We start from the raw sequence: 20216 nt of genomic DNA, 5'->3' as shown, positions 1-20216 counted from the left end.
GAGCCAGGTCTCCACAGTGCCGACGCGATGGTGACGGCCCCGATAACGAGCGCGGCGACCCCTACGACGATCGCATGGAGTTGGACCGCGTCCGCCTCGAAGGGGTCTGGCCAGAAAAGCAGTGGGCCACGGATGAACGCTGCGCCAAACGAAACAGCTACCAGTCCAAAGACGACGACAAGTCCGCCCGTTATGACCCGCAATTTCATGGCGTCCTCCAGACGATCATTTCGCAATCTATGCGGGCAGGATGCCGAGATGGCTACCCCGTTTCCATCCGTCACCGCAGTTTGAGCTTCTGCTTTCGCCTAGGCCCTCTCCCAGTCCCGGCACTGGTTCCTGAACCAGGTCAGCTGGCGTTTGGCGTAGTTCCGGGTAGCCTGCTGCAGCGTATCGGCGGCCTCGGCGCGTGTCGCCTTTCCGGCCAGCCAGGCGGCGATCTCGCGGACCCCCACCGCCTTCATGGCGGGCAGGCTCGGGTCGAGGTCGCGGGCGATCAGGGCCTCGACCTCCTCGACGGCGCCGTCCTGCATCATCATCAGCACCCGCGCGTCGCAGTTGGCGTAGAGGGTCTCCCGCTCCGGCTCGAGCACAAGCCGGTCACAGGTTCCGGGCTTCAACAGAGGCGTCGTCCCGGCCTGCCAGTCCGACAGCGACCGTCCGGTCGCGCGCGCGACGGCGAAGGCGCGGGTCAGACGCTGACGGTCCCCGCTCTCGATGGCGGCCTCGGCGGGCGGATCGAAGGTCGTCAGGCGCAGGCGGAAGGCGGCCTCGCCCTCGGTGTCATACAGCGCCATCGCCTCGTCTCGGGCCTCTGTCGGCACGTCGGGGATGTCCGCCAGCCCCTTGGTCAGCGCCGAGAAGTACAGACCCGTCCCGCCGACGATCAGGACCGGATGACCCTGGCTGGCGAGTTCGTCGATCAGGGGTGTGACGGCCCGGGTCCAGCGGCCGACCGACCAGGCCTCCGCCGCATCGACGGTTCCGTACAGGTGATGCGGCGCCAGCCGCTCCTCGTCGCGCGACGGACGGGCGGTCAGGACGCGCAGATCGGCGTAGAGCTGCTGGCTGTCGGCGTTGATGATGGCCGCGCCGCTCGCCCGGGCCCGCTCCAGCGCCAGGCGCGACTTTCCCGAGGCGGTCGGGCCGGCGAGCAATGTGATGGACGGTCGGGACACGGGACGCTCGCGCAGGCAGGGGGATGGCGATAGAACGCGCCTCCGCCCCCTGCAACCGGGACACAAGACCTTGATCGATCGCGCCTCCGTCGAAGCCGTCCTGAACGCCATCCTTGATCCGGAGACGGGCAGGGGGCTGATCGACGCCTGCGTGCCGAAAGGCCTGATGGTCGCCGAGGATCGCGCCGGCTTCGTCATCGAGGTCCCCGCCAACCGCACCGCCGCCTGGGCCCCCGTCCGCGACGCCGCCGAGGCGGCGCTGAAGGCCATGCCCGGGATGGCGCGCGTCTCCGTCGTCCTGACCGCCGAGACCGCCCCCGTCGGACGCAAGGCCTCCCTGTCGCCCGCCGCCGTCGAACAAACGCGGGCGAAGGCCCCCGTGCCGACGGATCGCCCGGCCCACGTCCGCCGTGTCCTCGCGGTCGCCAGCGGCAAAGGCGGGGTGGGCAAGTCCACCGTCGCCGTGAACCTGGCGGCGGCCCTGGCCCGGCGCGGCCTGTCGGTCGGCATCCTTGACGCGGATGTCTACGGCCCTTCGCTGCCGACCATGCTGGGCCTGTCCGGTCAGCCGGCCTACGAGGACGGCGCCATCGTTCCCCACACAGCCCACGGCATGAAGGCCATGTCCGTCGGCCTGTTGACCAGGTCCGACGACGCCATGATCTGGCGCGGGCCGATGGCGTCCCAGGCGATCACCCAGATGCTGACCCAGACGCGCTGGGGGACGGAGACCGCGCCGCTGGACGTGCTGGTCGTCGACCTGCCGCCGGGCACGGGCGACGTGCAACTGACTCTGATCCAGAAGACGCCGCTGGACGGGGCGGTGATTGTCTCGACGCCGCAGGAGGTCGCTCTGGCCGACGCGCGCCGGGCGCACACCCTGTTCCAGCGCGTGAAGGTCCCGACCCTGGGCCTGATCGAGAACATGTCTGGCGATGTCTTCGGCCGCGGCGGGGCGGAGGCTGAGGCCGGTCGGCTTGGCGTCGATTTCCTCGGCGACCTGCCGCTGGACGCGTCGCTGCGTCAGGCAGGGGATGCGGGGGCGCCGCTGTCCACGGGCGAGATCGCGGGACGGTTCGACGCCGTGGCGGCGAGGGTCGCGGAAAAACTCGGGGTCTGAGGGTTTTCAAAGGCAACGGGAACGGCCACCTTGCCGGTTCCAGTCCTCCCCCTGCGAGACCCCCGATGAGCGTCGACACCCTGTTCCGGCCCTTCACGATCAAGGGCCTGACCCTCCCGAACCGGATCGTCATGGCTCCGATGACCCGGTCCTTCTCCCCGAACGGCATCCCGACCTCCGACGTCGCGGCCTACTACCGCCGCCGGGCCGAGGGCGACGTCGGACTGATCATCACCGAGGGCACGGTCGTCGAACGGCCCGCCGCGCGCAACGACGCGGCCGTTCCGGTCTTCCACGGCGAGGCCCTGCCGGAATGGAAGAACATCGTGGACGAGGTCCACGCCGCCGGCGGTCTCATCGCGCCGCAAATCTGGCATGTCGGCGCTGCGCGCGGCCAGGGCGCCGAGTGGCAGCCTCTGGGTCAGGTCGACAGCCCCTCGGGTCTCGTCGCGCCCGGCAAGCAAAAATACGAGCCGATGACCGAGGAGGACATCGCCGACACCATCGCCGCCTTCGGCAAGTCGGCGCGAGCATCGCGTGAGCTCGGTTTCGACGCCGCCGAGATCCATTCGGCCCACGGCTACCTGATCGACCAGTTCTACTGGTCCGGGCTGAACGCACGCGGCGACCGCTGGGGTGGGCCGTCGATCGCGGAACGGGCCCGGTTCGGGGTCGAGGTGGTCAAGGCGGTCCGCGAAGGCCTGGGCCCCGACATCCCCCTGATCATCCGCCTGTCGCAGTGGAAGCAGCAGGACTACGACGCGAAGATCGCCGAGAACCCCGACCAGATGGCAGAGTGGCTGCTGCCCCTGTCCGACGCGGGCGTCGATGTCTTCCACTGTTCCCAGCGCCGCTTCTGGGAGCCGGAGTTCGAGGGCTCGGACCTGAACTTCGCCGGCTGGGCCAAGATGATCACCAAGAAGCCGACGATCAGCGTCGGGTCGGTCGGTCTGGACGGCGAGTTCATGGCGGCTTTCCGGGGCGAGGGGTCGAAACCCGCCTCGCTGGACGGCCTGATCGAACGGATGGAGCGGGACGAGTTCGACCTGATCGCCGTCGGCCGCGCCCTGCTGGCCGATCCGAACTGGGTGCTCAAGGTCCGCGACGGCCGGGAGGACGACCTGACTGACTTCGAGCGCAGCCATATGGCGGTGCTGCACTAGGCTGGTGGCTGGTGGCTCGTGGCTGGTTTCAGCTACGTGCGGTCCGTGTTGTGGGCTAGGATCGACCAGTCACCAGCCACCCAGCCACCAGTCACCTCATGACCGCCGTCCTGATCACCACCGTCTGGCTCAGCCTGATCATCGGCGCGCGTTACCTGCTGGTCGCGGGCGGTGTCTGGTTGCTGACCTGGGGCCGCGCGTCAGGCCTCGGGACCCGGCTGAACCGCGAACGGCCGTCACGCAGGTTGATGCTGCATGAGATCAGATATTCCCTGCTCTCCACACCCATCTACGCCTTCCCTGCGGCGGTGGCGCTGGAGGCCTGGAAGGCCGGCGGAACGAAGCTGTACCTCGATCCGGGCGCATACCCTCTCTGGTGGCTGCCCGTCAGCTTCGTCCTGCTGCTGATCGTTCAGGACACGCACTACTACTGGACGCACCGGCTCCTGCATGACCGCCGCGTGTTCGTCTGGGCGCATGCGGCGCATCACCGGGCGCGCGATCCCAGTCCCTTCGCCAGCTTCGCTTTCGACCCCGCCGAAGCCGCGCTGACGGCGTGGTTGCTTCCGGTGCTGGCGTTCGTGATCCCGCTGAACATCTGGATGCTGGCGGTCATGCTGACGGTGATGACGGCGACGGCGGTCATGAATCACTGCGGCTGGGAGATGTGGCCGGATCGCTGGGTGCGGGGACGGATCGGCTCACAGCTGATCACCGCGACCCATCACAGCCGCCACCACACCCATATGAAGACGAACTACGGGCTCTATTTCCGTTGGTGGGACCAGCGGTGCGGCACGGATGCGATGCCTGAGAGAAGGGAGTAGGGCTTGGGTCTTAGGTCTTGGTCAGATCGCTTTTTGCCTAAGCCCTAAGCCCTAAGCCCTAAGCCCTAAGCCCTAAGCCCTAAGCCCTAAGCCCTAAGCCCTAAGCCCTAAGCCCTAAGCCCTAAGCCCTAAGCCCTAAGCCCTAAGCCCTAAGCCCTAAGCCCTAAGCCCTAAGCCCTAAGCCCTAAGCCCTAAGCCCTAAGCCCTAAGCCCTCACTGAGGCTCCACCACCACTGCCGTCCCATAGGCCAGCACTTCCGTCACGCCCGGCATGATCTCGGTGGCGTCATACCGCAGCGCCAGGATCGCATTGCCGCCCGCCGCCCTCGCGTGTTCGACCAGATGCTCGAACGCTTCCTGCCGCCCGACCTCGGCCAGTTTCACATAGGCGCCGACGCGGCCGCCCAGCATCGACTGGACCCCGCCGATGGCGTCGGAGACGACGTTGCGCGAGCGGACCGTGATCCCGCGCACGACGCCTATGTGGCGCACGACCTTGTGGCCGAAGATCTCGTTGGTGGTGGAGGTCATCATGGCGGGCGGCTCCTGTCTCAGATGCGCTCGAGGATGCGGAAGGCGAAGGCGTGGTCGTCCTTCTCCCCCGCATCATGCCGCTCCGAGGCGACCTCGCGGAAGAGGGATTCGTCGAAGGCGGGGAAGAAGGTATCGCCCTCCGGCTCCGCCTCGATCTCGGTGATATAGAGCCGTTTCGCGCGCGGCAGGGCGGCCTCGAACAGGGCCGCGCCGCCGATGACGCAGACCTCGTCGACTCCATCCTCCTCGGCCGTCTCGCGCGCGATATCCAGGGCGTCGGCGAAGCTGGAGACGACGACGGCCCCCTTGGCCTTGCCCGATTCCTCATAGGACAGGTCGCGCGACAGGATCAGATTCAGCCGGCCGGGCAGGGGACGCAGCGGCAGGCTTTCCCACGTCGCCCGACCCATGATGCAGGGCTTGCCCGTGGTTATCTGTTTGAATCGCTGAAGGTCCGATCGCAGCTTCCAGGGCATGTCGCCGTCCATGCCGATGACGCCGTTCCGGGCCCGGGCGACGACGAGCGAAATCTGGGGAACTGCCAAGCTGCTGGATCACTTTTGACGGGATTGATCCCTTCAATGGACGCGAGGCGCCCCATGAGCAAGTACGTCAAACCGGTCATTGTCGGCGGCATCGTCGCATTCGTCATCGCGGGAGGGCTCAGCTTCTTCGTCGCCGCCGCCGGCGGGGACGCCGGCATGATCCCGGCACTGATCGGCGGGTTCTTCGGCATTTTCACCGCCTACATCATGGCCAACCTGGTCGGGAACCAGAAGAACGTGGCCGCCAGCGACGCCGACAAACAGGCGGCCGTCGCCTTCCAGCCCCAGCCCGGCAAGGCCATGCTGATCGTCATGCGCGAGGGCTTCGTCGGCAAGGCTGTGGGCCTGAACGTCACCGTGGACGGCAAGGTCGTCGCCCAGATCAAAAGCCCGCGCTTCATCGCCGTGCCGCTGGAGGTCGGACAGCACGAGATGGAGGTGGCGTTCGGGGGCCTCGCCGGCCAGCAGAACCGGCCGGACACCGAGCGGTTCGGAACCGGCGCCGGCGAGGTCGTGGTCTATTCCGCCAAGGTGAACATGGGCGCGCTGAAGAATTCCATCATCCTGCAGCGCATCAACGCGAGCCCTGAACTGTCTGCCAAGTTGCGAGGCATGACCATGACGGCGGCGATCGCCTAGACGCCCGCCGCCGTCGGTCGATTAATCGTTCGGATCGGCCACTTTCAGCCGAAACAGCAGCGCGCCGGGTCCTGCGGCGCCGCTAGGCCGGCTGACCGTCGGTCTTCGGCTCCAGCCAGTGCAGCCATTTGTCCTGCATCGCCTGCTCGAGATCGATGCCGGCGCGATCGCAATAGATCAGCAGCATGCCCAGCACATCGGCCGCCTCGTCGGCCAGCGCCGCCGGATCGGCCTCGCCCCGCGCCCGGCCGGACTGGCGTAGATGCTCGGCGGTCAGCTCGCCGAGCTCCTCCTGCAGCTTCAGGATGGCCCAGTCGCCGGAACGGTCGATACCGTGCTCGGCGGCGTAGATATCGGAGATGCGGGCGACCTTCTCCGACAGTTCGGAAAGGATCATACGGCCACGGCCGCCTTGATGTGCGGGTGCGCCTCATAGCCCGACAGAACGAAGTCCGACGGTTCGAAGGCGAACAGGTCACGTTTCGGCGCGATGGTCATCGTTGGCAGGGCCAAGGGCTGGCGGGTCAGCTGGAGTTCGGCCTGTTCGAGGTGGTTCGAATACAGGTGGGCGTCGCCGAAGGTGTGGACGAAGTCGCCGGGCTCCAGCCCCGTGACCTGGGCCACCATCATGGTCAGCAGGGCGTAGGACGCGATGTTGAACGGCACGCCGAGGAAAACGTCGGCTGAGCGCTGGTACAGCTGACAGCTCAGTTTCCCGTCGGCGACGAAAAACTGGAACAGACAGTGGCAAGGTGGCAGAGCCATGTCCTCGATATCGGCCGGGTTCCAGGCCGAGACGATGTGGCGGCGGCTGTTGGGATTGGTCTTCAGCCCCTCGACCAGGCGGGCGATCTGGTCGATCGAATCGCCGTTCGGCGCGGCCCAGGACCGCCATTGCTTGCCGTAGACGGGACCGAGTTCGCCGGCCTCGTCGGCCCACTCGTCCCAGATCGAACAGCCGTTCTCCTTGAGCCAGCGGGTGTTGGTCTCGCCGCGCAGGAACCACAGCAGCTCCACGATGATGGAGCGCAGATGCAGCTTCTTGGTGGTCAGAAGGGGGAAGCCCTTCGACAGATCGAACCGCATCTGGCGCCCGAACACGCCCAGCGTCCCCGTGCCCGTGCGGTCGTCGCGACGCACGCCATTGTCGAGGATGTCGCGCAACAGATTTAGGTACTGGAACTCCGGATGGTCCGCGGGCGCGGCGCCGATACCGTCCTGAAGGTCACTGAGCTGGGCTACGGCGTTCATCCCGACAGTGTGCCGGTGATTCGTGTCCCGCGCAGCGAACCGATACGGTTGCTCACAGGAATTTGGCCCACACGCCGTGCTTCCCGAGTCCAATCAGCCGCCGAAGCCGCCGCCGTCCAAAAAGGCCTGTTCTTCAGCCGTCGTCTCCCGGCCCAGCGCCCGGTTCCGGTGCGGGAACCGGCCGAAGCGAACGATGATGTCGCGGTGGACGTGCGCGTACTTCAGCACCTCCGGCATGTCCGCGGCCAGGCGAACGGCCTCGTCCTGATCGGCCAGAACCTCCGAGTGCTCGAAAGGGGTGACGAAGAACTGGCGGAGATCCGGATCTAACGTCTGGGCATATCCGCGATCCCAGGCCTGGCGGGCGTACATCAAGCCCAAGGCGTCCGTGGCGAACTGGTGCGCCGTGCCGCGATAAGAATTTCGCGGGTACTGATCGAGCAGAATCATCAGGGCGAGCGCGCCCTCGGCCGTCGCCATCCAGTCGTCGAGTTCGCGCCGCGCGGCGGCCCAGTGCAGGGCGCGTCCAGCGTCGCGGAACGCCCGGTCGAAAACCTCGTCCTTGGCGTACCACTTGTCGGGACCGGCCTCTTTCCAGAAGGCGACGACGGACGAAGGCGTTATGAGGACGGTCATGACCCAGTCTCTACCCGCACCCCTGCCTGTTTTCCATGATCGCGACTGCGACCTGTCGATCATCCGGGGCAAGCGGGTGGCGATCGTCGGCTACGGCAGCCAGGGACGCACCCACGCGCTGAACCTTCGCGACTCGGGCGTCACCGACATCGTCGTCGGGCTGAAATCCGGCTCAGCGACCCGGGCGAAGGCCGAGGCCGACGGCTTCCGGGTGCTGACGGCCGGGGAGGCGGCGGCGAGCGCCGACGTGGTCGCCATCATGGTCTCGGACGAGGCCCATCGCGACCTCTGGCGCGACGAGATCGAGCCCAATATCCGGCCCGGCTCCGCGCTGATCTTCGCCCACGGCCTGTCGGTCCGGTTCGGCCTGGTGACGCCGCGCGCCGACATCGACGTCATCCTCGATTCGCCCAAGGGCATCGGCCCGCGCATCCGCGATCTCTACGAAGCCGGGGAGGGGGTCTTCTGTCTGTTCGGCGTGCACCAGGACGCGACCGGCGGAGCGCACGCCTTGGGCCTGTCCTATGCGGCGGCTCTCGGCTGTGGGCGGAAAGGCATTCTGGAGACCACCTTCGCCGCCGAGTGCGAAAGCGACCTGTTCGGGGAACAGGTGGTGCTGTGCGGCGGCGTCGGCGAACTGATCGACGCCGCCTTCATGAAGCTGGTCAACGCCGGCTATCCGCCGGAGGTCGCCTGGTTCGAATGCGTCTATGAGGTCAAGCTGGTCACTGATCTCATGTACGAACGGGGCATCGCCGGGGCCTTCGCCAAGATCTCGAACACGGCCGAGTACGGCGCCTATCTGACCGGGCCGCGCGTGATCGGCGAGGCGTCGCGGACGGCGATGGACGGGGTTCTGGCCGATGTGTGCGATGGATCGTTCGTGAAGCGGCTGATGGCCGACTACGACGCCGGCTCGCCCGAACTGCTGGCGCGGCGAAAGGCGCTGGGGGAGCGTACGATCGAGACCGTGGGCGCGCATCTGACCGGCGTCGCCGCGAAGTCAGGCTGACCGCAACCGCACGCCGGTCCCGGCGTTTCCTCGATCGGAGGTGACACCATGGAAATCCTGACCGGAGTGATTGTTCTCGCGACCCTGTGCGGGCTCGTCGGGCTCGCGTTCCAGCCGCTGGAAGGGCCGCGACACTTCCGCGATTCCAACGTCGATGGCGAACCGGACTGAGGGAGGGGCGGTCGGGTCCGCCGGTAAATCCAATGGTCGGAGTGGCAGGATTCGAACCTGCGACCCCTGCGTCCCGAACGCAGTGCTCTACCAGACTGAGCCACACTCCGACTTGGAGGCGGGCTTATAGCCACGGCCTCCGGAGCCTGCAAGCGCCCTTCTGAGCCTTTGCAAAATAGTCCGGAAACCGGGTGTTGCATCCCCCGCGGCCTTGGCGTATTCGACCGCCTCCCTAGGGCCCAGGCCTCGGGGCGCACCGGTCCTGCTGGGGAATGGTGTAATGGTAACACTCCGGTTTTTGGTACCGTCATTCTAGGTTCGAGTCCTAGTTCCCCAGCCACCGCCTTGCACCAGACAGCAGCGATCACGCGGTCAGGCCGGACCTGACCGCGCCTCTGCGCGTCCATCCTGGAAAATCAGTGCGTCGTATCGGGCCGGATGGGCAGGCGCACACGGATGCCGACGCCGGCTCCGGCGGCGGATTCGATCACCATCGCGCCGCCGAGATGGGCGATCAGCCCCTCCACCAGCGCGAGGCCGTCTCCCTTGACCAGATCGTCGGCGCCGACGCCCGAATCGCGCACCACCAGGCTGACGCCGTCGGACGCACGGGAGCAGGCGATGGCGATCGAGCCGCGTCGGTCGTCCGGGAAGGCGTGGCGCACGGCGTTGGACATCAGTTCGTGCACGATGATGGCCAGAGGCACGGCATGGCTTTCCGGCAGATCGATCGTATCCGCCCGCAGATCGATGCGCACGCCGCGTCCTTCGCCGTTCCGTCGCCAGAAGCCTGCCGCATCATCCAGATAGGCGGCGAAATCGACCGAGCCGCTCTCCACGACGCGGCGATTGATCAGCCCCATTGCGGCGACCACGTCGCTGAGCCAGGTCAGGTGGCGGCGGCTCTCGGGGTCCTGAACGCTGCGCAGGCGAATGCCGACCAGCGCCTGAAGCAGCTGGTAGCCGCCCAGCAGCCGTTGCTCGAGCTCGGCGATCCTGACGTCCGCGTCCGCGGTCATTCGCCCCCCAAGGCGTAAAAACTGGATATTTCGATAGCCCCCGAGAACCATTTCGCCAAGCGCGCGTTTCCATTGTCCGGTAGCCGACACAGTAACCTTACGACCGTCGGAAGACCGCTGGGGAGTGGATTGCAACAGACGTCTGACCTGCGGGTCATGATCGTGGAGGACCAGGCCATTCTCGCGATGGAACTGGAACTCGTGCTCGGCGACGCCGGGTGCGACGTCGTGGGCTGCGCCATGGATCGGGCGAGCGCGTTCGACATCGCCGCGCGGGAACGACCAAGTCTGGCCCTGGTGGACGTAAACCTCCTGGACGGATTGACCGGTCCGCAGATCGCGCATCGGCTGGTGTCCGAATACGGCACGGCCGTTATCTTCCTCACCGCCAATCCCGAGCAGATCCCGGACGGCTTCGCAGGCGCGCTCGGCGCGGTGTCCAAGCCGTTCGACGAACAGACGATTTGCGCCGTGGTGGCCTTCGCCCGGCGCTTCATCCTGAAACAGACTCTGGGCGATCCGCCGAGGCGATTCCGCCTGGCGCCATGGCTGACCACGCCGCCGGCGGACATCGCCCCGCACTGACCCGCGTCAGTCGATCTTCAGCCGCACGAAGACCATGCTCCCATCCGGGTCGCCGCCGTAGGACGGCTCCAGCCCCAAGGGCACGCGATTGATGGCGTAAAGCGCGCCGAGGCCGAAACGAACGCGCGGAGCGATCGTCCAGTCATGAACGGCCCCGACCGACGCCTTGGCGACGGTGAAGAGTTCGCCGTGACCCCCGCCGGGACCGGGCAGGAGTTCGCCGGTCTCGATCCGCTCGGCGCGGGCGAAGACGGTCCAGCTGTCGTCGGGGCTCCAGGCGCTTTCCAGAAGCCAGGCGTCCTTCGACTCGTCGTGGTCGTTCGTCTTTCGGCCCCAGGCGAGGGTCGAGGACCACCAGCCGTCCGGACCCAGACGACGCGTGTGGATGGCGCTGGCGGAAAGTTTGGTCTCGTCCTCTCCGGGCTCCAGCTGTTCCGGCGCCGTGACGTCGGCGTAGGACGCCTGCAGGGCCCACTCCTGCGACGGGTTCCAGGACGCTCTAACCGACCAGCTGTCGAACTCCGGGCGCTCGATGTCGTAGCGGTCCTGATCCGGCTCGCGGCCCCGGAAGGACGAGGCCTCGATCTTCATCGTGTCGTGGACCCAGCCGAGCGTGGCCACCCCGAAGACAATATGGGTCGAGTCCAGCCAGTGATGGGTGATGGGGGCCTCGGGCGAATCCATCGCGCTCATGCGGTGCATAAAGGCCGGCGGTCCAAAGGCCGGTTCGCCGGGCAGCCCGATGTAGGCGAAGACGCTGTCCGTGTCGGACAGACGCCGCGCATAGCTGGCGGACAGCTCCATCACCAGCTCATGCGGATGCTGGCGATCGATCAGGGGATTGACGCCGTCGGCGGTCTCTCCGGCGGCGAGCAGGAGCGGATAGCCCTCCTTGCCCATCAAGGGGTCGGGGCTGAGCATCGCGCGCAGGTTCAGGGTCGAACCGTCGGAGAAGTCCCGTCGCGCCGAGGTCATCAGCATGCCGGAGACGAAGGGCATGTCGTCGCCGCGCGGACCGGACTGGCTGTCATATGTCAGGTTGATCTGGGCGTGGCTCATGATCGACCAGTCGCCTTGCCGGACATGGATGCCGCCGTGTTCGGAGGTGTCCGGCTGCCAGCTGGTGCCCGAAGCGTCGCGGGACATGGGCCAGGCGCCGAGGGCGCTGGTCATGGCGTGCTCTGCGCCTTGGTCCCCTCCGGGCAGGGTCGACATGTCGTGAGCGGAGTGGTCCGTCGGCGGCGTCGCGGGCGTCCGTTGCGGCATGGCGTGACCCGCGTGCGGATCGGCCGCCCGGGCGGGGGCCGGAGCCTGGGTCGGCTGTGCGGTGTGGCCGGAATGATCCTGGGCCTGAGCGGCCGAGGCGAGGACGAGGAGAGAAGCGCCGGCGCTGAGCGCGGCGAGGGTTCGGGCAGCCATCATGGCTCCTTGCAAAGAGAGGTCGGCGTGGCGGTCCGTGCGGGCCGCCGGCTTGGTCTTTGGAAGGGTCAGGCCCTGGGCGGGCCGGTGTCCGGGCTCGGGCGACGGCCGGTCGGCAGAACGCGCAGGGCCGGCTGGGGCAGGGTGGGACGGGCACCCATGCCGGTGCGAAGCGGCGGGACGATCGTCGGCGCGGCGATGCAGGCGACGCAGCAGGCCATGCTCTTCATCGGCCGCTCGGGCGAGGAGGCGGGGGCGTCGGAGGTCATGCCCGCCATGTCGTGACAGGGCGGCGTCTCCGTCGACGCGGCCGCCGGCGAGACCGCGCCGAGCAACAGGACGCCGAACGCGCCGAGCAGCAGCAACAGGGTCCGGGCGAGCGCCATGGCGTCTTTCTAGGCCAGACCGCCGGTCAGGTCGATGCCCGGCGCGGTCGGCGGGGCGCCCGTCGGATCGAGGTCGAGCTGCATCAGATGAACGTCGATCCAGCGATCGAACTTCCAGCCGACCTGATGGTAGGTCCCGGCCCGGATGAAGCCGAGCCGTTCGTGCAGGGCTATCGACGCCTGGCTGGTCGCGCTGTCGCTGATGGCGCCGATGATATGGCGCAGGCCCAGTGCGCGGGCGCGGTCGATCAGGGCGGACAGCAGGGCTGAGCCGACGCCGTGGCCACGCGCCGTCGCCTCGACATAGATCGAGCCCTCGACGCCGTAGCGATAGGCCGGGCGCGGGCGGAACGGCGAGGCGTAGGCATAGCCGGCGAAGGCGCCGTCGACTTCTGCGACGAACCACGGCAGGCCTTTGGCGCGCACAGCCTCGAAGCGGACGGTCATCTCGGCCAGCGACGGCGGGTCCAGTTCGAACGTCGCCGTGCCGGTCAGGACCTCGCGGCCGTAGAGGGCCGCGATGGCGGGGAGATCGGCGGGGGTCGCCTCCCGGATCACGCCGTCTCCCACCCCTTGTGGATCGCCCAGACCGCGAAGGCGTAGTCGTGGGCGACTTCCTTCAGGTAGTCGAACCGGCCCGAGGCTCCGCCGTGACCGGCCTCCATGTTGATCTTCAGCAGCACCGGCTTGCCCGAGGTCGTCGCAGGCCGCAGCTTCGCCACCCACTTCTCCGGCTCCCAGTAGGTCACGCGCGGGTCGGACAGGCCGCCGGTGGCCAGGATGGCCGGATAGGCCCTGGCCTCGACGTTGTCGTAGGGGCTGTAGCTGGCGATGTAGTCGTAGGCCTCGACGTCCTCGATCGGATTGCCCCACTCCGGCCATTCCGGCGGCGTGAGAGGCAGCGACACGTCCGACATCGTGTTGATCACGTCCACGAACGGGACTTGGCCGATGACGCCGGCCCAGAGTTCGGGCCGCATGTTGGCGACCGCGCCCATCAGCAAGCCGCCTGCGGACCCACCCTGGGCCACGATGCTGCCGGCACGGGCGTAGTCGCGGCTGATCAGATGATCGGCGGCGGCTGTGAAGTCGGTGAAGGTGTTCTTCTTGGTGAATTTCCGGCCGTCCAGGAACCAGCCCCAGCCCTTGTCGGAGCCGCCGCGGATGTGTGCGATCGCGTAGATCCAGCCGCGATCGACCAGCGAAAGCCGCCCCGTCGAGAAACTCGCCGATATCGGAATGCCGTAGGAGCCATACCCGTAGAGGAGCAGGGGTGCCGATCCGTCGACGGGCGTGGTGCGGCGACGCAGCACCGTAACCGGCACCAGTTTCCCGTCCGGGGCCGGGGCGTTCAGCCGTTCCACGACATAGTCCGCCGGGTCGTGGCCGGACGGCACCTCCTGCACCTTGCGCAAGATCCGCTCGCGCGTGAGCAGGTCGTAGTCGTAGGTCGAGGTCGGCGTCGACGGCGAGTTGTAGCCGTAGCGCATCGTCGTGGTTTCGAACTCCGACGCCCCGGCCAGCGACAGGGCGTAGGCGGGTTCGTCGACCGCGATCTCGTGTTCGTCGCCCACGCGGCTGCGGATGACGATCTTCGTATTGGCGTCGGCGCGCTCCTGGCGGGCGAGGAAGCTTTTCACCAGGGCGACGCCCTCGATGAAGCGGCCGGGCGTGTGAGGGACCAGATCCTCCCAGCTGGCGCGGCCGGTCAGTTCGGTCGGGCTCTGGACGATCTTGAAGTCGATGGCGTCGTCGGCGTTGGTGCGGATGACCCACCGGTCCAGCCAATGATCGACGTCGTAGCGGATGCCGACCTCGCGCGCGGCCATGACCTGGGGCAGGCCCGTGGGGCGGTCACCGGAGATGGAACGGGCCTCGGACGTTTCCTGGTTCTGGATCGAGATGATGATGAAGGCGTCGTCGGAGGTGCGCTCGACGCCCATGAACATGCCGTCGTCGGCTTCTTCATAGACCAGGGTCGTCTCGCCGCCGCGCGCCGGACGACGGAAGATCTTGTCCGGGCGGCCGTTGTCGTCGCGGTTGGTCCAGAAGATCCAGGAGCTGCAAGGCGAGAAGGTGAAGTTGCCGGTCGCCGACTGGATCGGATCGGGCAGGACCTCTCCGGTCACGAGGTCCCGCGTGAAGATGTGATGCACCTCCGACCCCTGCGCGTCCTCGGCGTAGGCGAAAAGGGTGTGGTCGGGGCTGTGTTCGACGGCCGAGACCTCCGAATAGGCCTTGCCCTCGGCCAGCAGGTTGCAGTCGAGCAGCAGCTCGGGCGTCGGGGCGACGATGAAGTTCTTCGTCACCTGGCGGCCGTCCTCGATCCAGCTTCCCTGCCGCTCGACGCGCATGTAGCGGGGATGCTGCTCGCCGGTGCGGAACTCGGTGAAATACTCCCACGGACCGTCGGGCGAGGGGACGGAGGAGTCATCCTCCTTGATGCGACCCTTCATCTCCTCGAACAGCTGGGCCTGCAGCGGCAGGGTCGAGGCCAGCATGGCTTCGCGGTAGGCGTTCTCGGCCTCCAGGTGTTCCTTCACGTCGGCCTTGATCAGGGCCGGATCGCGCAGGACGGCCTGCCAGTTGTCGTCCTTCATCCACTGGTAGTCGTCGGTCCGGGTGCGCCCCAGCTGTTCGATGACGACGGGAATTTTCTTGGCGACGGGCGGGGCAGGCGACATCTGGGCTCCGGGGGAACGGGCGAGGGCGGGAGAGCCGGCCAGTACGGCCGAGGCGGCGGTCGTTGCGACGAATTCGCGGCGGTTCATCGTATCGCTCCCCTGTAAGTCACCGACGCAGCTTGTGCGACCGGCATAGGCCCCGTCAAATAGCCGCGCGTATCAAGAAGGCTCGTCGATGATCGAAGTCCCGCCCGCCAAGGACGCTGCGCCGCCGCCGGTCGTCGCCCATGTCTGGGACCTGACGGTCGGCCTGATCGAGGCGACGGTGCAGCTTGATCAGCCGTCGGGGCCGAATACGCGGACCGTGGGCACGGGCTTCCTGATCCAGGCGCCGAGGCCTGACGGGACGCCGCGGGTGGTTCTGGTGACCGCCGCGCACGTCTTGGAACGGATGCCGGATCCGGACGCGAGGATCGGCTGGCGCACAGCGCTCGGCGACGGGACCTGGCGGTTCGACCCGGAGCCCCTGACCATCCGGGACGGGGAGGGACACCCGCTGTGGACCCAGCATCCTGACCGTGACGTCGCGGTGATGGAGGTGCAGGCGCCGGAGGCCTTCGCCCGGGCGGCGATCCCGCTGGGCTGGCTGGCGGACGAGAACGCCTTCGACGCTTGGCAGGTAGGCCCGGGGGACGAGCTCCTGTCGCTGGGCTTTCCCCGGGGACTGTCGGCCAACCGGGCCGGCTTCCCGATCCTGAGGGTCGGGCGGATCGCGTCGTATCCGCTGTCGCCGGTGAGCGCCTTTCCGACCTTCCTGCTGGATTTCACGGTCTTTCCGGGCAACTCCGGCGGGCCGGTGTTCTGGACGCCGAGCGCGCGGAAGCGGCCGGGCACGACCGAGCCGGAAAACGCCTTCATCGCCGGCCTGCTGAGTCAGGAGGTCCGGGTCAACGACGAACAGCTGGAGATCGGCGTGGTCACCCACGCCGTCTATGTCCGCGAGGCGATCGAGATGCTGGACCGCGCGGAGCCCTAGGCCCCCAGCGCTTCCCGACTGATCCGCGACAGCAGGTCGCCGCCCTGGCCTACGGCCGCAAGGCGGCTCGATGCGTGGCCCAGGATGTTGGCGGCATAGACCTCATAGAGATCCAGCTTGCCCTGCAGCCAGGCCGGATCGCCGTCGTTGGCGTCAAGGCGAGCCTTTGCGGCCAGCGCCCCCCTGGCCAGCATCCAGCCGCCCACGACGTCGCCCATCAGCTTCAGATAGGCATCGGCGGCCGCCAGCACGTCCGCGCCGCGCGCCGCATCGGCCTTGGCGTCGAGCAGCCACAGCGTCGCGTCCTCGACCGCGCCGATGGCGGCGGCGAAACGCTCGACGGGCTTGCCTTGGTAGATGGCGCCCAAGGCCTTCAGCGTCACCTTCATCTCGGCGATGACGGCCTTGGCCGAGGCGCCGCCGTCCTGCGACAGCTTGCGGCCGACGAGGTCCATCGCCTGGATGCCGTTGGTGCCCTCGTAGATCGGGGTGATGCGGGCGTCGCGATAGTACTGGGCCGCGCCGGTCTCCTCGATGAAGCCCATGCCGCCGTGGATCTGGACCCCGTCCGAGGCCACGTCGCAGCCGACGTCGGTGCCCCAGGCCTTGGCGATAGGCACGAACAGATCCTCGCGGCCCTTCCACGCCTTGCGCTCGTCCTCGGAGGCCGCGTGCCGGGCCAAGTCGGCGGCGACGCCCGTGGCGAAACAGATGGCGCGCGCGGCCTCGATCTTCGCCTTCATGACCGCGAGGGTGCGGCGGATGTCGGGGTGATCGATGATCGGGGCGTTGGCCTCGCCGGTCCAGATCGAACGGCCCTGACGGCGGTCCAGCGCATAGGCTAGCGCATGCTGATAGGCGCCCTCGGCCACGCCGACGCCCTGTACGCCGACTGCGAGGCGGGCGTTGTTCATCATGACGAACATATGGGCCAGGCCCTGGTTCGGCTGACCGACCAGTTCGGCGCGGGCGCCCTCATAGCTCATCACGCAGGTGGGTGAGGCGTGGATGCCCAGCTTGTGCTCGACGCCGACGGGGCGGAAGTCGTTGCGACCGCCCAGCGACCCGTCGTCCTTCACCTCGAACTTCGACGCCAGGAACAGGCTGATGCCCTTGGGGCCCGGAGGCGCATCCGGCAGGCGAGCCAGCACGAGGTGGACGATGTTGTCCGTGGCGTCGTGGTCGCCCCAGGTGATGAAGATCTTCTGGCCGTTCAGGGCGTAGGTCCCGTCGCCGTTCGGCGTCGCGGTCGCCGTCAGGGCGCCGAGGTCGGAGCCGGCGCCCGGCTCGGTCAGGACCATGGCCCCGGTCCATTCGCCCGAGACCAGCTTCGGCAGATAGGTCGTCTTCTGGTGCTCGGTCCCGACCTGTTCCAGCGCCTCGATGGCGGCCAGCGACAGCATGGGACAGAGGGCGAAGGCCATGTTGGCCGACTGGATCGTCTCGTAGGCCGCCAGTTCCAGCGCCTTGGGCAGGGCCTGCCCGCCCGCCTCGACCGAGGCGGTCAGCCCTGTCCAGCCGCCCTCGGCGAACTGGCGATAGGCGTCGGTGAACCCGGGCGCGGCGGTGACCGAACCGTTGGCGTATTTCGCGCCCGCCAGATCGCCCGGGCGGTTCAGCGGGGCCAGGACCTCTTCCGAGAACTGACCGGCGGCTTCCAGCACCGCGCCCATCAGGTCGGCGTCATAGTCGGGATAGGCGCCGGTGGCGGCGACCTGGTCGATGCCTGCGATGGCGGTCAGGCTGAAGGCGAGATCCCGGACGGGCGCGCGATAGGTCATGGCGAAAGTCTCCGGTCGGGCTGAAATCGTCTTCTTACACAAGTCACGCAGTGCGTCAGACCTTCTTGCGACGATGCCGTCGCGTCAGGCAAGGGACCGCTTGGCCTTCGCCTTTCGCGGCGCCAAGCTGTCGCCAGTCCGAGATGTGGGAAGATGCATGGCCGAACCGAGAAACCGCTATTCGATCGTGTCGCTGGCCTTCCACTGGGGACTGGCCCTGCTCGTGCTGGCCCAGGTGCTGCTGATCACGGCGCATGAGGCGACCGACGGGCCTGTGTCGAGGGAGTTCGTTCAGGTCCACAAGGCCCTGGGACTGTCTGTCCTGGTCCTGACCCTCGCGCGAATCGGCTGGCGGATGGCCAATCCGGCCCTGCCCATGCCGCCGGGCACGCCGGGCTGGCAGACGTTCGCCGCCAAGGCGACTCACGTCCTTTTCTATGTCCTGCTGATCGGCATTCCGATGTTCGGCTGGGCGGCCTCAAGCGCCGGCGGTCGCGACATCCACTGGTTCGGCCTGTTCGACTGGCCGCTGCTGCCGATCACCCAGAGCCGCGATCTGGCCGGAACCTTCATGGATCTGCACAAGGCGGCGGTGAAACTGCTCTACGTTCTTCTGGCCCTACATGTGCTGGCGGCGCTCAAGCATCATTTCGTCGACAGGGACAATGTCCTGCATCGGATGATCCCCCTGATTCCCCGGCGGCCCTGAGATGCGTCTGGCCCTGATCTCACTGCTGATCGGGGCCGCCTGCCTGGGCACGGGCGGGAGCCGTGCGGAGGTCGAACGCTGGGTTGTCGTGCCCGGCGATTCGGCGATCACAATGCAGGTCGGAACCCCGGTCGGAGCGCGAACCGGAAGGTTCACGCGCTGGACGGGCGATATCCGCTTCGATCCCGAGGCTCCCGAAACGGCGCAGGTGGCTATCGAGGTCGAGGCGGCGTCGCTGAGGATGGATGATCCACGGCTGACCCGGACCGCGGCCGGGCTGTTGGACAGCAGCCGCTATCCCAGGATCGCCTTTCGCCTGACCGGACTGGAGCCGGCGGTCGGCTCTCGTTTCACGGCGCACGCCGACATCACGGTGAAGGGCGTCACCCGACCCGTCACCTTCCCCGCGACCTTGCGCAGCGATGGGCGGACGGCGCAGATGACCGGCGGCTTCTCGCTGGATCGGGCGGCCTTCGGCATTGGAACGCGTGGACCGTGGAACGGACTGATCGGACGACAGGTGAGGGTGGACGTGTCCCTGGCGACGCGCCCGGTCGGCTGAACGGCGTCGAGGGCGCCGTCGCGGCGCTGAAGGCCGGCGAGCTTCTGATCCTGCCGACCGAGACGGTCTATGGACTGGCGGCGGACGCGGGGAATGCAGAAGCAGTCGCGAGAATCTTCGAGGCCAAGGGAAGACCACGCTTCAACCCTCTGATTTCACACGTCGCCGATGCCGTGGCGGCCGAACGGATCGCCGTCTTCGACGACGCCGCGCGCCGTCTGGCCGAGGCCTTCTGGCCGGGACCGCTCACCCTTGTAGCGCCGTGTCGCGACACCATCGCGGTCAGCGACCTGGCGCGGGCCGGGCTGGACAGCATCGCTGTGCGCGTGCCGGGCCATGTGAGGGCACGCGCCGTGCTGGACGCCTTCGGCGGGCCCGTGGTGGCGCCCTCGGCAAATCGTTCGGGACGGCCCAGCCCGACGACCTTCGCCGACGCCATGGACGAAACTGGCGGGTTCGCGTCAGCCGCGCTGGACGGCGGACCCTGCGCCGTCGGGGTCGAGAGCACGGTCGTCTCCGTACTGGGCGGCCGGGTATCCCTCCTGCGGCCGGGATCGGTGACCCGCGAGGAGATCGAGGCCCTGGTCGGGCCGCTGGACGAAGCGGGCGAAGGGCATCGCTCGCCGGGCCGGCTGACGCGCCACTATGCGCCTTCGGCGCCCGTGCGGCTCGGTGCTGACGCGGGCGGAGAGGACGAAATATTCCTGGGCTTCGGACCGGGCGTCGGATCCGGGAGGTGGAGTCTGAGCCCTTCCGGCGACCTTCGCGAAGCCGCCGCCAACCTGTTCCGACTCCTGCGGGCTGCCGACCGCGAGAAGCCCGCAGGCATCGCCGTGGCGGACATTCCCCTCGTCGGTCTGGGTGAGGCAATAAACGACCGGCTCAAGCGCGCTGCGGGCTTCGTGGGTTAGACTCAAGCGCCTTTTTCTTCTTTTCCGATATCAGCTTGTTATTACAAGATTTTGATATCGTTCGGTTGCACTCGCTGGACTCGATTTTCTGGAGTCCAAAGTGCAAGC

General features: G+C 67.7%; 23 protein-coding genes and 2 tRNA genes. 12 read left to right on the top strand and 13 right to left on the bottom strand.

The genetic code is table 11. The features are described 5' to 3' along the window. Positions 1-308 precede the first annotated feature (308 nt). A complete protein-coding gene (miaA, locus tag ACQY68_RS10355; RefSeq protein WP_428149333.1) occupies positions 309-1178 on the bottom strand; it encodes a tRNA (adenosine(37)-N6)-dimethylallyltransferase MiaA in 870 nt (289 codons plus the stop codon). A 70-nt stretch (positions 1179-1248) separates the two neighbouring features. Between miaA and ACQY68_RS10350 the strand changes: the two genes are divergently transcribed. From ACQY68_RS10350 to ACQY68_RS10340, 3 genes are all read left to right on the top strand, one after another. After that, positions 1249-2298: an Mrp/NBP35 family ATP-binding protein gene (locus ACQY68_RS10350; RefSeq protein WP_428149332.1), complete on the top strand. Its 1050-nt coding sequence runs from the start codon at positions 1249-1251 to the stop codon at positions 2296-2298. Positions 2299-2363: 65 nt separating this feature from the next. After that, positions 2364-3461 (top strand): NADH:flavin oxidoreductase, encoded by a 1098-nt coding sequence (locus ACQY68_RS10345; RefSeq protein WP_428149330.1) that lies wholly within the window; start codon positions 2364-2366, stop codon positions 3459-3461. Between the two features lie 98 nt (positions 3462-3559). Continuing rightward, positions 3560-4288 (top strand): sterol desaturase family protein, encoded by a 729-nt coding sequence (locus tag ACQY68_RS10340; protein WP_428149328.1) that lies wholly within the window; start codon positions 3560-3562, stop codon positions 4286-4288. Positions 4289-4501: 213 nt separating this feature from the next. On the opposite strand, the gene ACQY68_RS10335 is transcribed toward ACQY68_RS10340, so the two are convergent. Further along, a complete protein-coding gene (locus ACQY68_RS10335) occupies positions 4502-4822 on the bottom strand; it encodes a YbjQ family protein (RefSeq protein WP_428149326.1) in 321 nt (106 codons plus the stop codon). A 17-nt stretch (positions 4823-4839) separates the two neighbouring features. Next, a complete protein-coding gene (locus tag ACQY68_RS10330) occupies positions 4840-5367 on the bottom strand; it encodes a dihydrofolate reductase (RefSeq protein ID WP_428149324.1) in 528 nt (175 codons plus the stop codon). A 54-nt stretch (positions 5368-5421) separates the two neighbouring features. Between ACQY68_RS10330 and ACQY68_RS10325 the strand changes: the two genes are divergently transcribed. Then, the gene (locus ACQY68_RS10325; RefSeq protein WP_428149322.1) at positions 5422-6006 is read left to right on the top strand and encodes a hypothetical protein; all 585 of its coding nucleotides are present in this window, start codon (positions 5422-5424) and stop codon (positions 6004-6006) included. 82 nt (positions 6007-6088) lie between these two features. Here the strand turns inward: ACQY68_RS10325 and ACQY68_RS10320 are convergent, their stop codons facing one another. From ACQY68_RS10320 to ACQY68_RS10310, 3 genes are all read right to left on the bottom strand, one after another. Continuing rightward, positions 6089-6403: a phosphoribosyl-ATP pyrophosphohydrolase gene (locus tag ACQY68_RS10320; RefSeq protein WP_428149320.1), complete on the bottom strand. Its 315-nt coding sequence runs from the start codon at positions 6401-6403 to the stop codon at positions 6089-6091. After that, entirely contained in the window at positions 6400-7257 is an 858-nt protein-coding gene (locus ACQY68_RS10315; RefSeq protein WP_428149318.1) for a thymidylate synthase, read from the bottom strand. Before ACQY68_RS10315 ends, ACQY68_RS10320 begins: the two co-directional genes overlap by 4 nt. A 93-nt stretch (positions 7258-7350) precedes the next feature. Beyond that, the gene (locus ACQY68_RS10310; RefSeq protein ID WP_428149316.1) at positions 7351-7893 is read right to left on the bottom strand and encodes a DUF924 family protein; all 543 of its coding nucleotides are present in this window, start codon (positions 7891-7893) and stop codon (positions 7351-7353) included. Between ACQY68_RS10310 and ilvC the strand changes: the two genes are divergently transcribed. Beyond that, a complete protein-coding gene (gene ilvC, locus ACQY68_RS10305; RefSeq protein ID WP_428149314.1) occupies positions 7892-8905 on the top strand; it encodes a ketol-acid reductoisomerase in 1014 nt (337 codons plus the stop codon). The genes ACQY68_RS10310 and ilvC overlap by 2 nt on opposite strands. A gap of 48 nt (positions 8906-8953) precedes the next feature. After that, positions 8954-9076, top strand: coding sequence for a hypothetical protein (locus tag ACQY68_RS10300; protein WP_428149312.1), 123 nt, complete (start codon positions 8954-8956; stop codon positions 9074-9076). Between the two features lie 33 nt (positions 9077-9109). Here the strand turns inward: ACQY68_RS10300 and ACQY68_RS10295 are convergent. After that, positions 9110-9186, bottom strand: a tRNA-Pro gene (locus ACQY68_RS10295). A 156-nt stretch (positions 9187-9342) separates the two neighbouring features. Between ACQY68_RS10295 and ACQY68_RS10290 the strand changes: the two genes are divergently transcribed. Then, a tRNA-Gln gene (locus tag ACQY68_RS10290) sits at positions 9343-9416 on the top strand. A 76-nt stretch (positions 9417-9492) separates the two neighbouring features. On the opposite strand, the gene ACQY68_RS10285 is transcribed toward ACQY68_RS10290, so the two are convergent. Continuing rightward, positions 9493-10095 carry a sensor histidine kinase gene (locus ACQY68_RS10285; protein WP_428149310.1) on the bottom strand — a complete coding sequence of 201 codons (603 nt, stop codon included), beginning with the start codon at positions 10093-10095 and terminating at the stop codon, positions 9493-9495. A gap of 129 nt (positions 10096-10224) precedes the next feature. Between ACQY68_RS10285 and ACQY68_RS10280 the strand changes: the two genes are divergently transcribed. Further along, on the top strand, positions 10225-10680 hold the full coding sequence (locus ACQY68_RS10280; RefSeq protein ID WP_428149308.1) for a response regulator: 456 nt from the start codon (positions 10225-10227) through the stop codon (positions 10678-10680). Between the two features lie 6 nt (positions 10681-10686). Here ACQY68_RS10280 and ACQY68_RS10275 read toward each other — a convergent pair whose 3' ends face one another. The 4 genes from ACQY68_RS10275 to ACQY68_RS10260 form a co-directional block, all read right to left on the bottom strand. After that, entirely contained in the window at positions 10687-12099 is a 1413-nt protein-coding gene (locus tag ACQY68_RS10275; RefSeq protein ID WP_428149306.1) for a hypothetical protein, read from the bottom strand. A gap of 68 nt (positions 12100-12167) precedes the next feature. Then, positions 12168-12485, bottom strand: coding sequence for a hypothetical protein (locus tag ACQY68_RS10270; RefSeq protein ID WP_428149304.1), 318 nt, complete (start codon positions 12483-12485; stop codon positions 12168-12170). 9 nt (positions 12486-12494) lie between these two features. Then, the gene (locus ACQY68_RS10265; protein ID WP_428149302.1) at positions 12495-13043 is read right to left on the bottom strand and encodes an N-acetyltransferase family protein; all 549 of its coding nucleotides are present in this window, start codon (positions 13041-13043) and stop codon (positions 12495-12497) included. After that, positions 13040-15256, bottom strand: coding sequence for a S9 family peptidase (locus ACQY68_RS10260; protein ID WP_428149300.1), 2217 nt, complete (start codon positions 15254-15256; stop codon positions 13040-13042). The genes ACQY68_RS10265 and ACQY68_RS10260 overlap by 4 nt, the downstream gene beginning before the upstream one ends. A gap of 88 nt (positions 15257-15344) precedes the next feature. On the opposite strand from ACQY68_RS10260, the gene ACQY68_RS10255 reads away from it, so the two are divergent. Continuing rightward, the gene (locus ACQY68_RS10255) at positions 15345-16145 is read left to right on the top strand and encodes a trypsin-like serine peptidase (RefSeq protein ID WP_428149298.1); all 801 of its coding nucleotides are present in this window, start codon (positions 15345-15347) and stop codon (positions 16143-16145) included. On the opposite strand, the gene ACQY68_RS10250 is transcribed toward ACQY68_RS10255, so the two are convergent. Further along, positions 16142-17926, bottom strand: coding sequence for an acyl-CoA dehydrogenase (locus ACQY68_RS10250; protein ID WP_428149296.1), 1785 nt, complete (start codon positions 17924-17926; stop codon positions 16142-16144). The genes ACQY68_RS10255 and ACQY68_RS10250 overlap by 4 nt on opposite strands. Positions 17927-18083: 157 nt before the next feature. Between ACQY68_RS10250 and ACQY68_RS10245 the strand changes: the two genes are divergently transcribed. Genes ACQY68_RS10245 through ACQY68_RS10235 form a run of 3 tightly spaced genes read left to right on the top strand, consistent with a single transcriptional unit; the run spans position 18084 to position 20108 of the window. Then, entirely contained in the window at positions 18084-18635 is a 552-nt protein-coding gene (locus ACQY68_RS10245; RefSeq protein WP_428149294.1) for a cytochrome b, read from the top strand. 1 nt (position 18636) lies between these two features. Next, positions 18637-19197, top strand: coding sequence for a YceI family protein (locus tag ACQY68_RS10240; protein WP_428149292.1), 561 nt, complete (start codon positions 18637-18639; stop codon positions 19195-19197). Beyond that, positions 19131-20108, top strand: a complete 978-nt coding sequence (locus ACQY68_RS10235; RefSeq protein ID WP_428149290.1) for an L-threonylcarbamoyladenylate synthase — start codon at positions 19131-19133, stop codon at positions 20106-20108. The genes ACQY68_RS10240 and ACQY68_RS10235 overlap by 67 nt, the downstream gene beginning before the upstream one ends. Positions 20109-20216: the final 108 nt, after the last annotated feature.

It is taken from the genome of Brevundimonas sp. (genome assembly GCF_965278935.1).
In the GTDB taxonomy this organism is placed as follows: Bacteria; Pseudomonadota; Alphaproteobacteria; order Caulobacterales; family Caulobacteraceae; genus Brevundimonas.
Note: the sequence above shows the minus strand (reverse complement) of the source record. Positions and strands in the feature narration are given on the sequence as shown.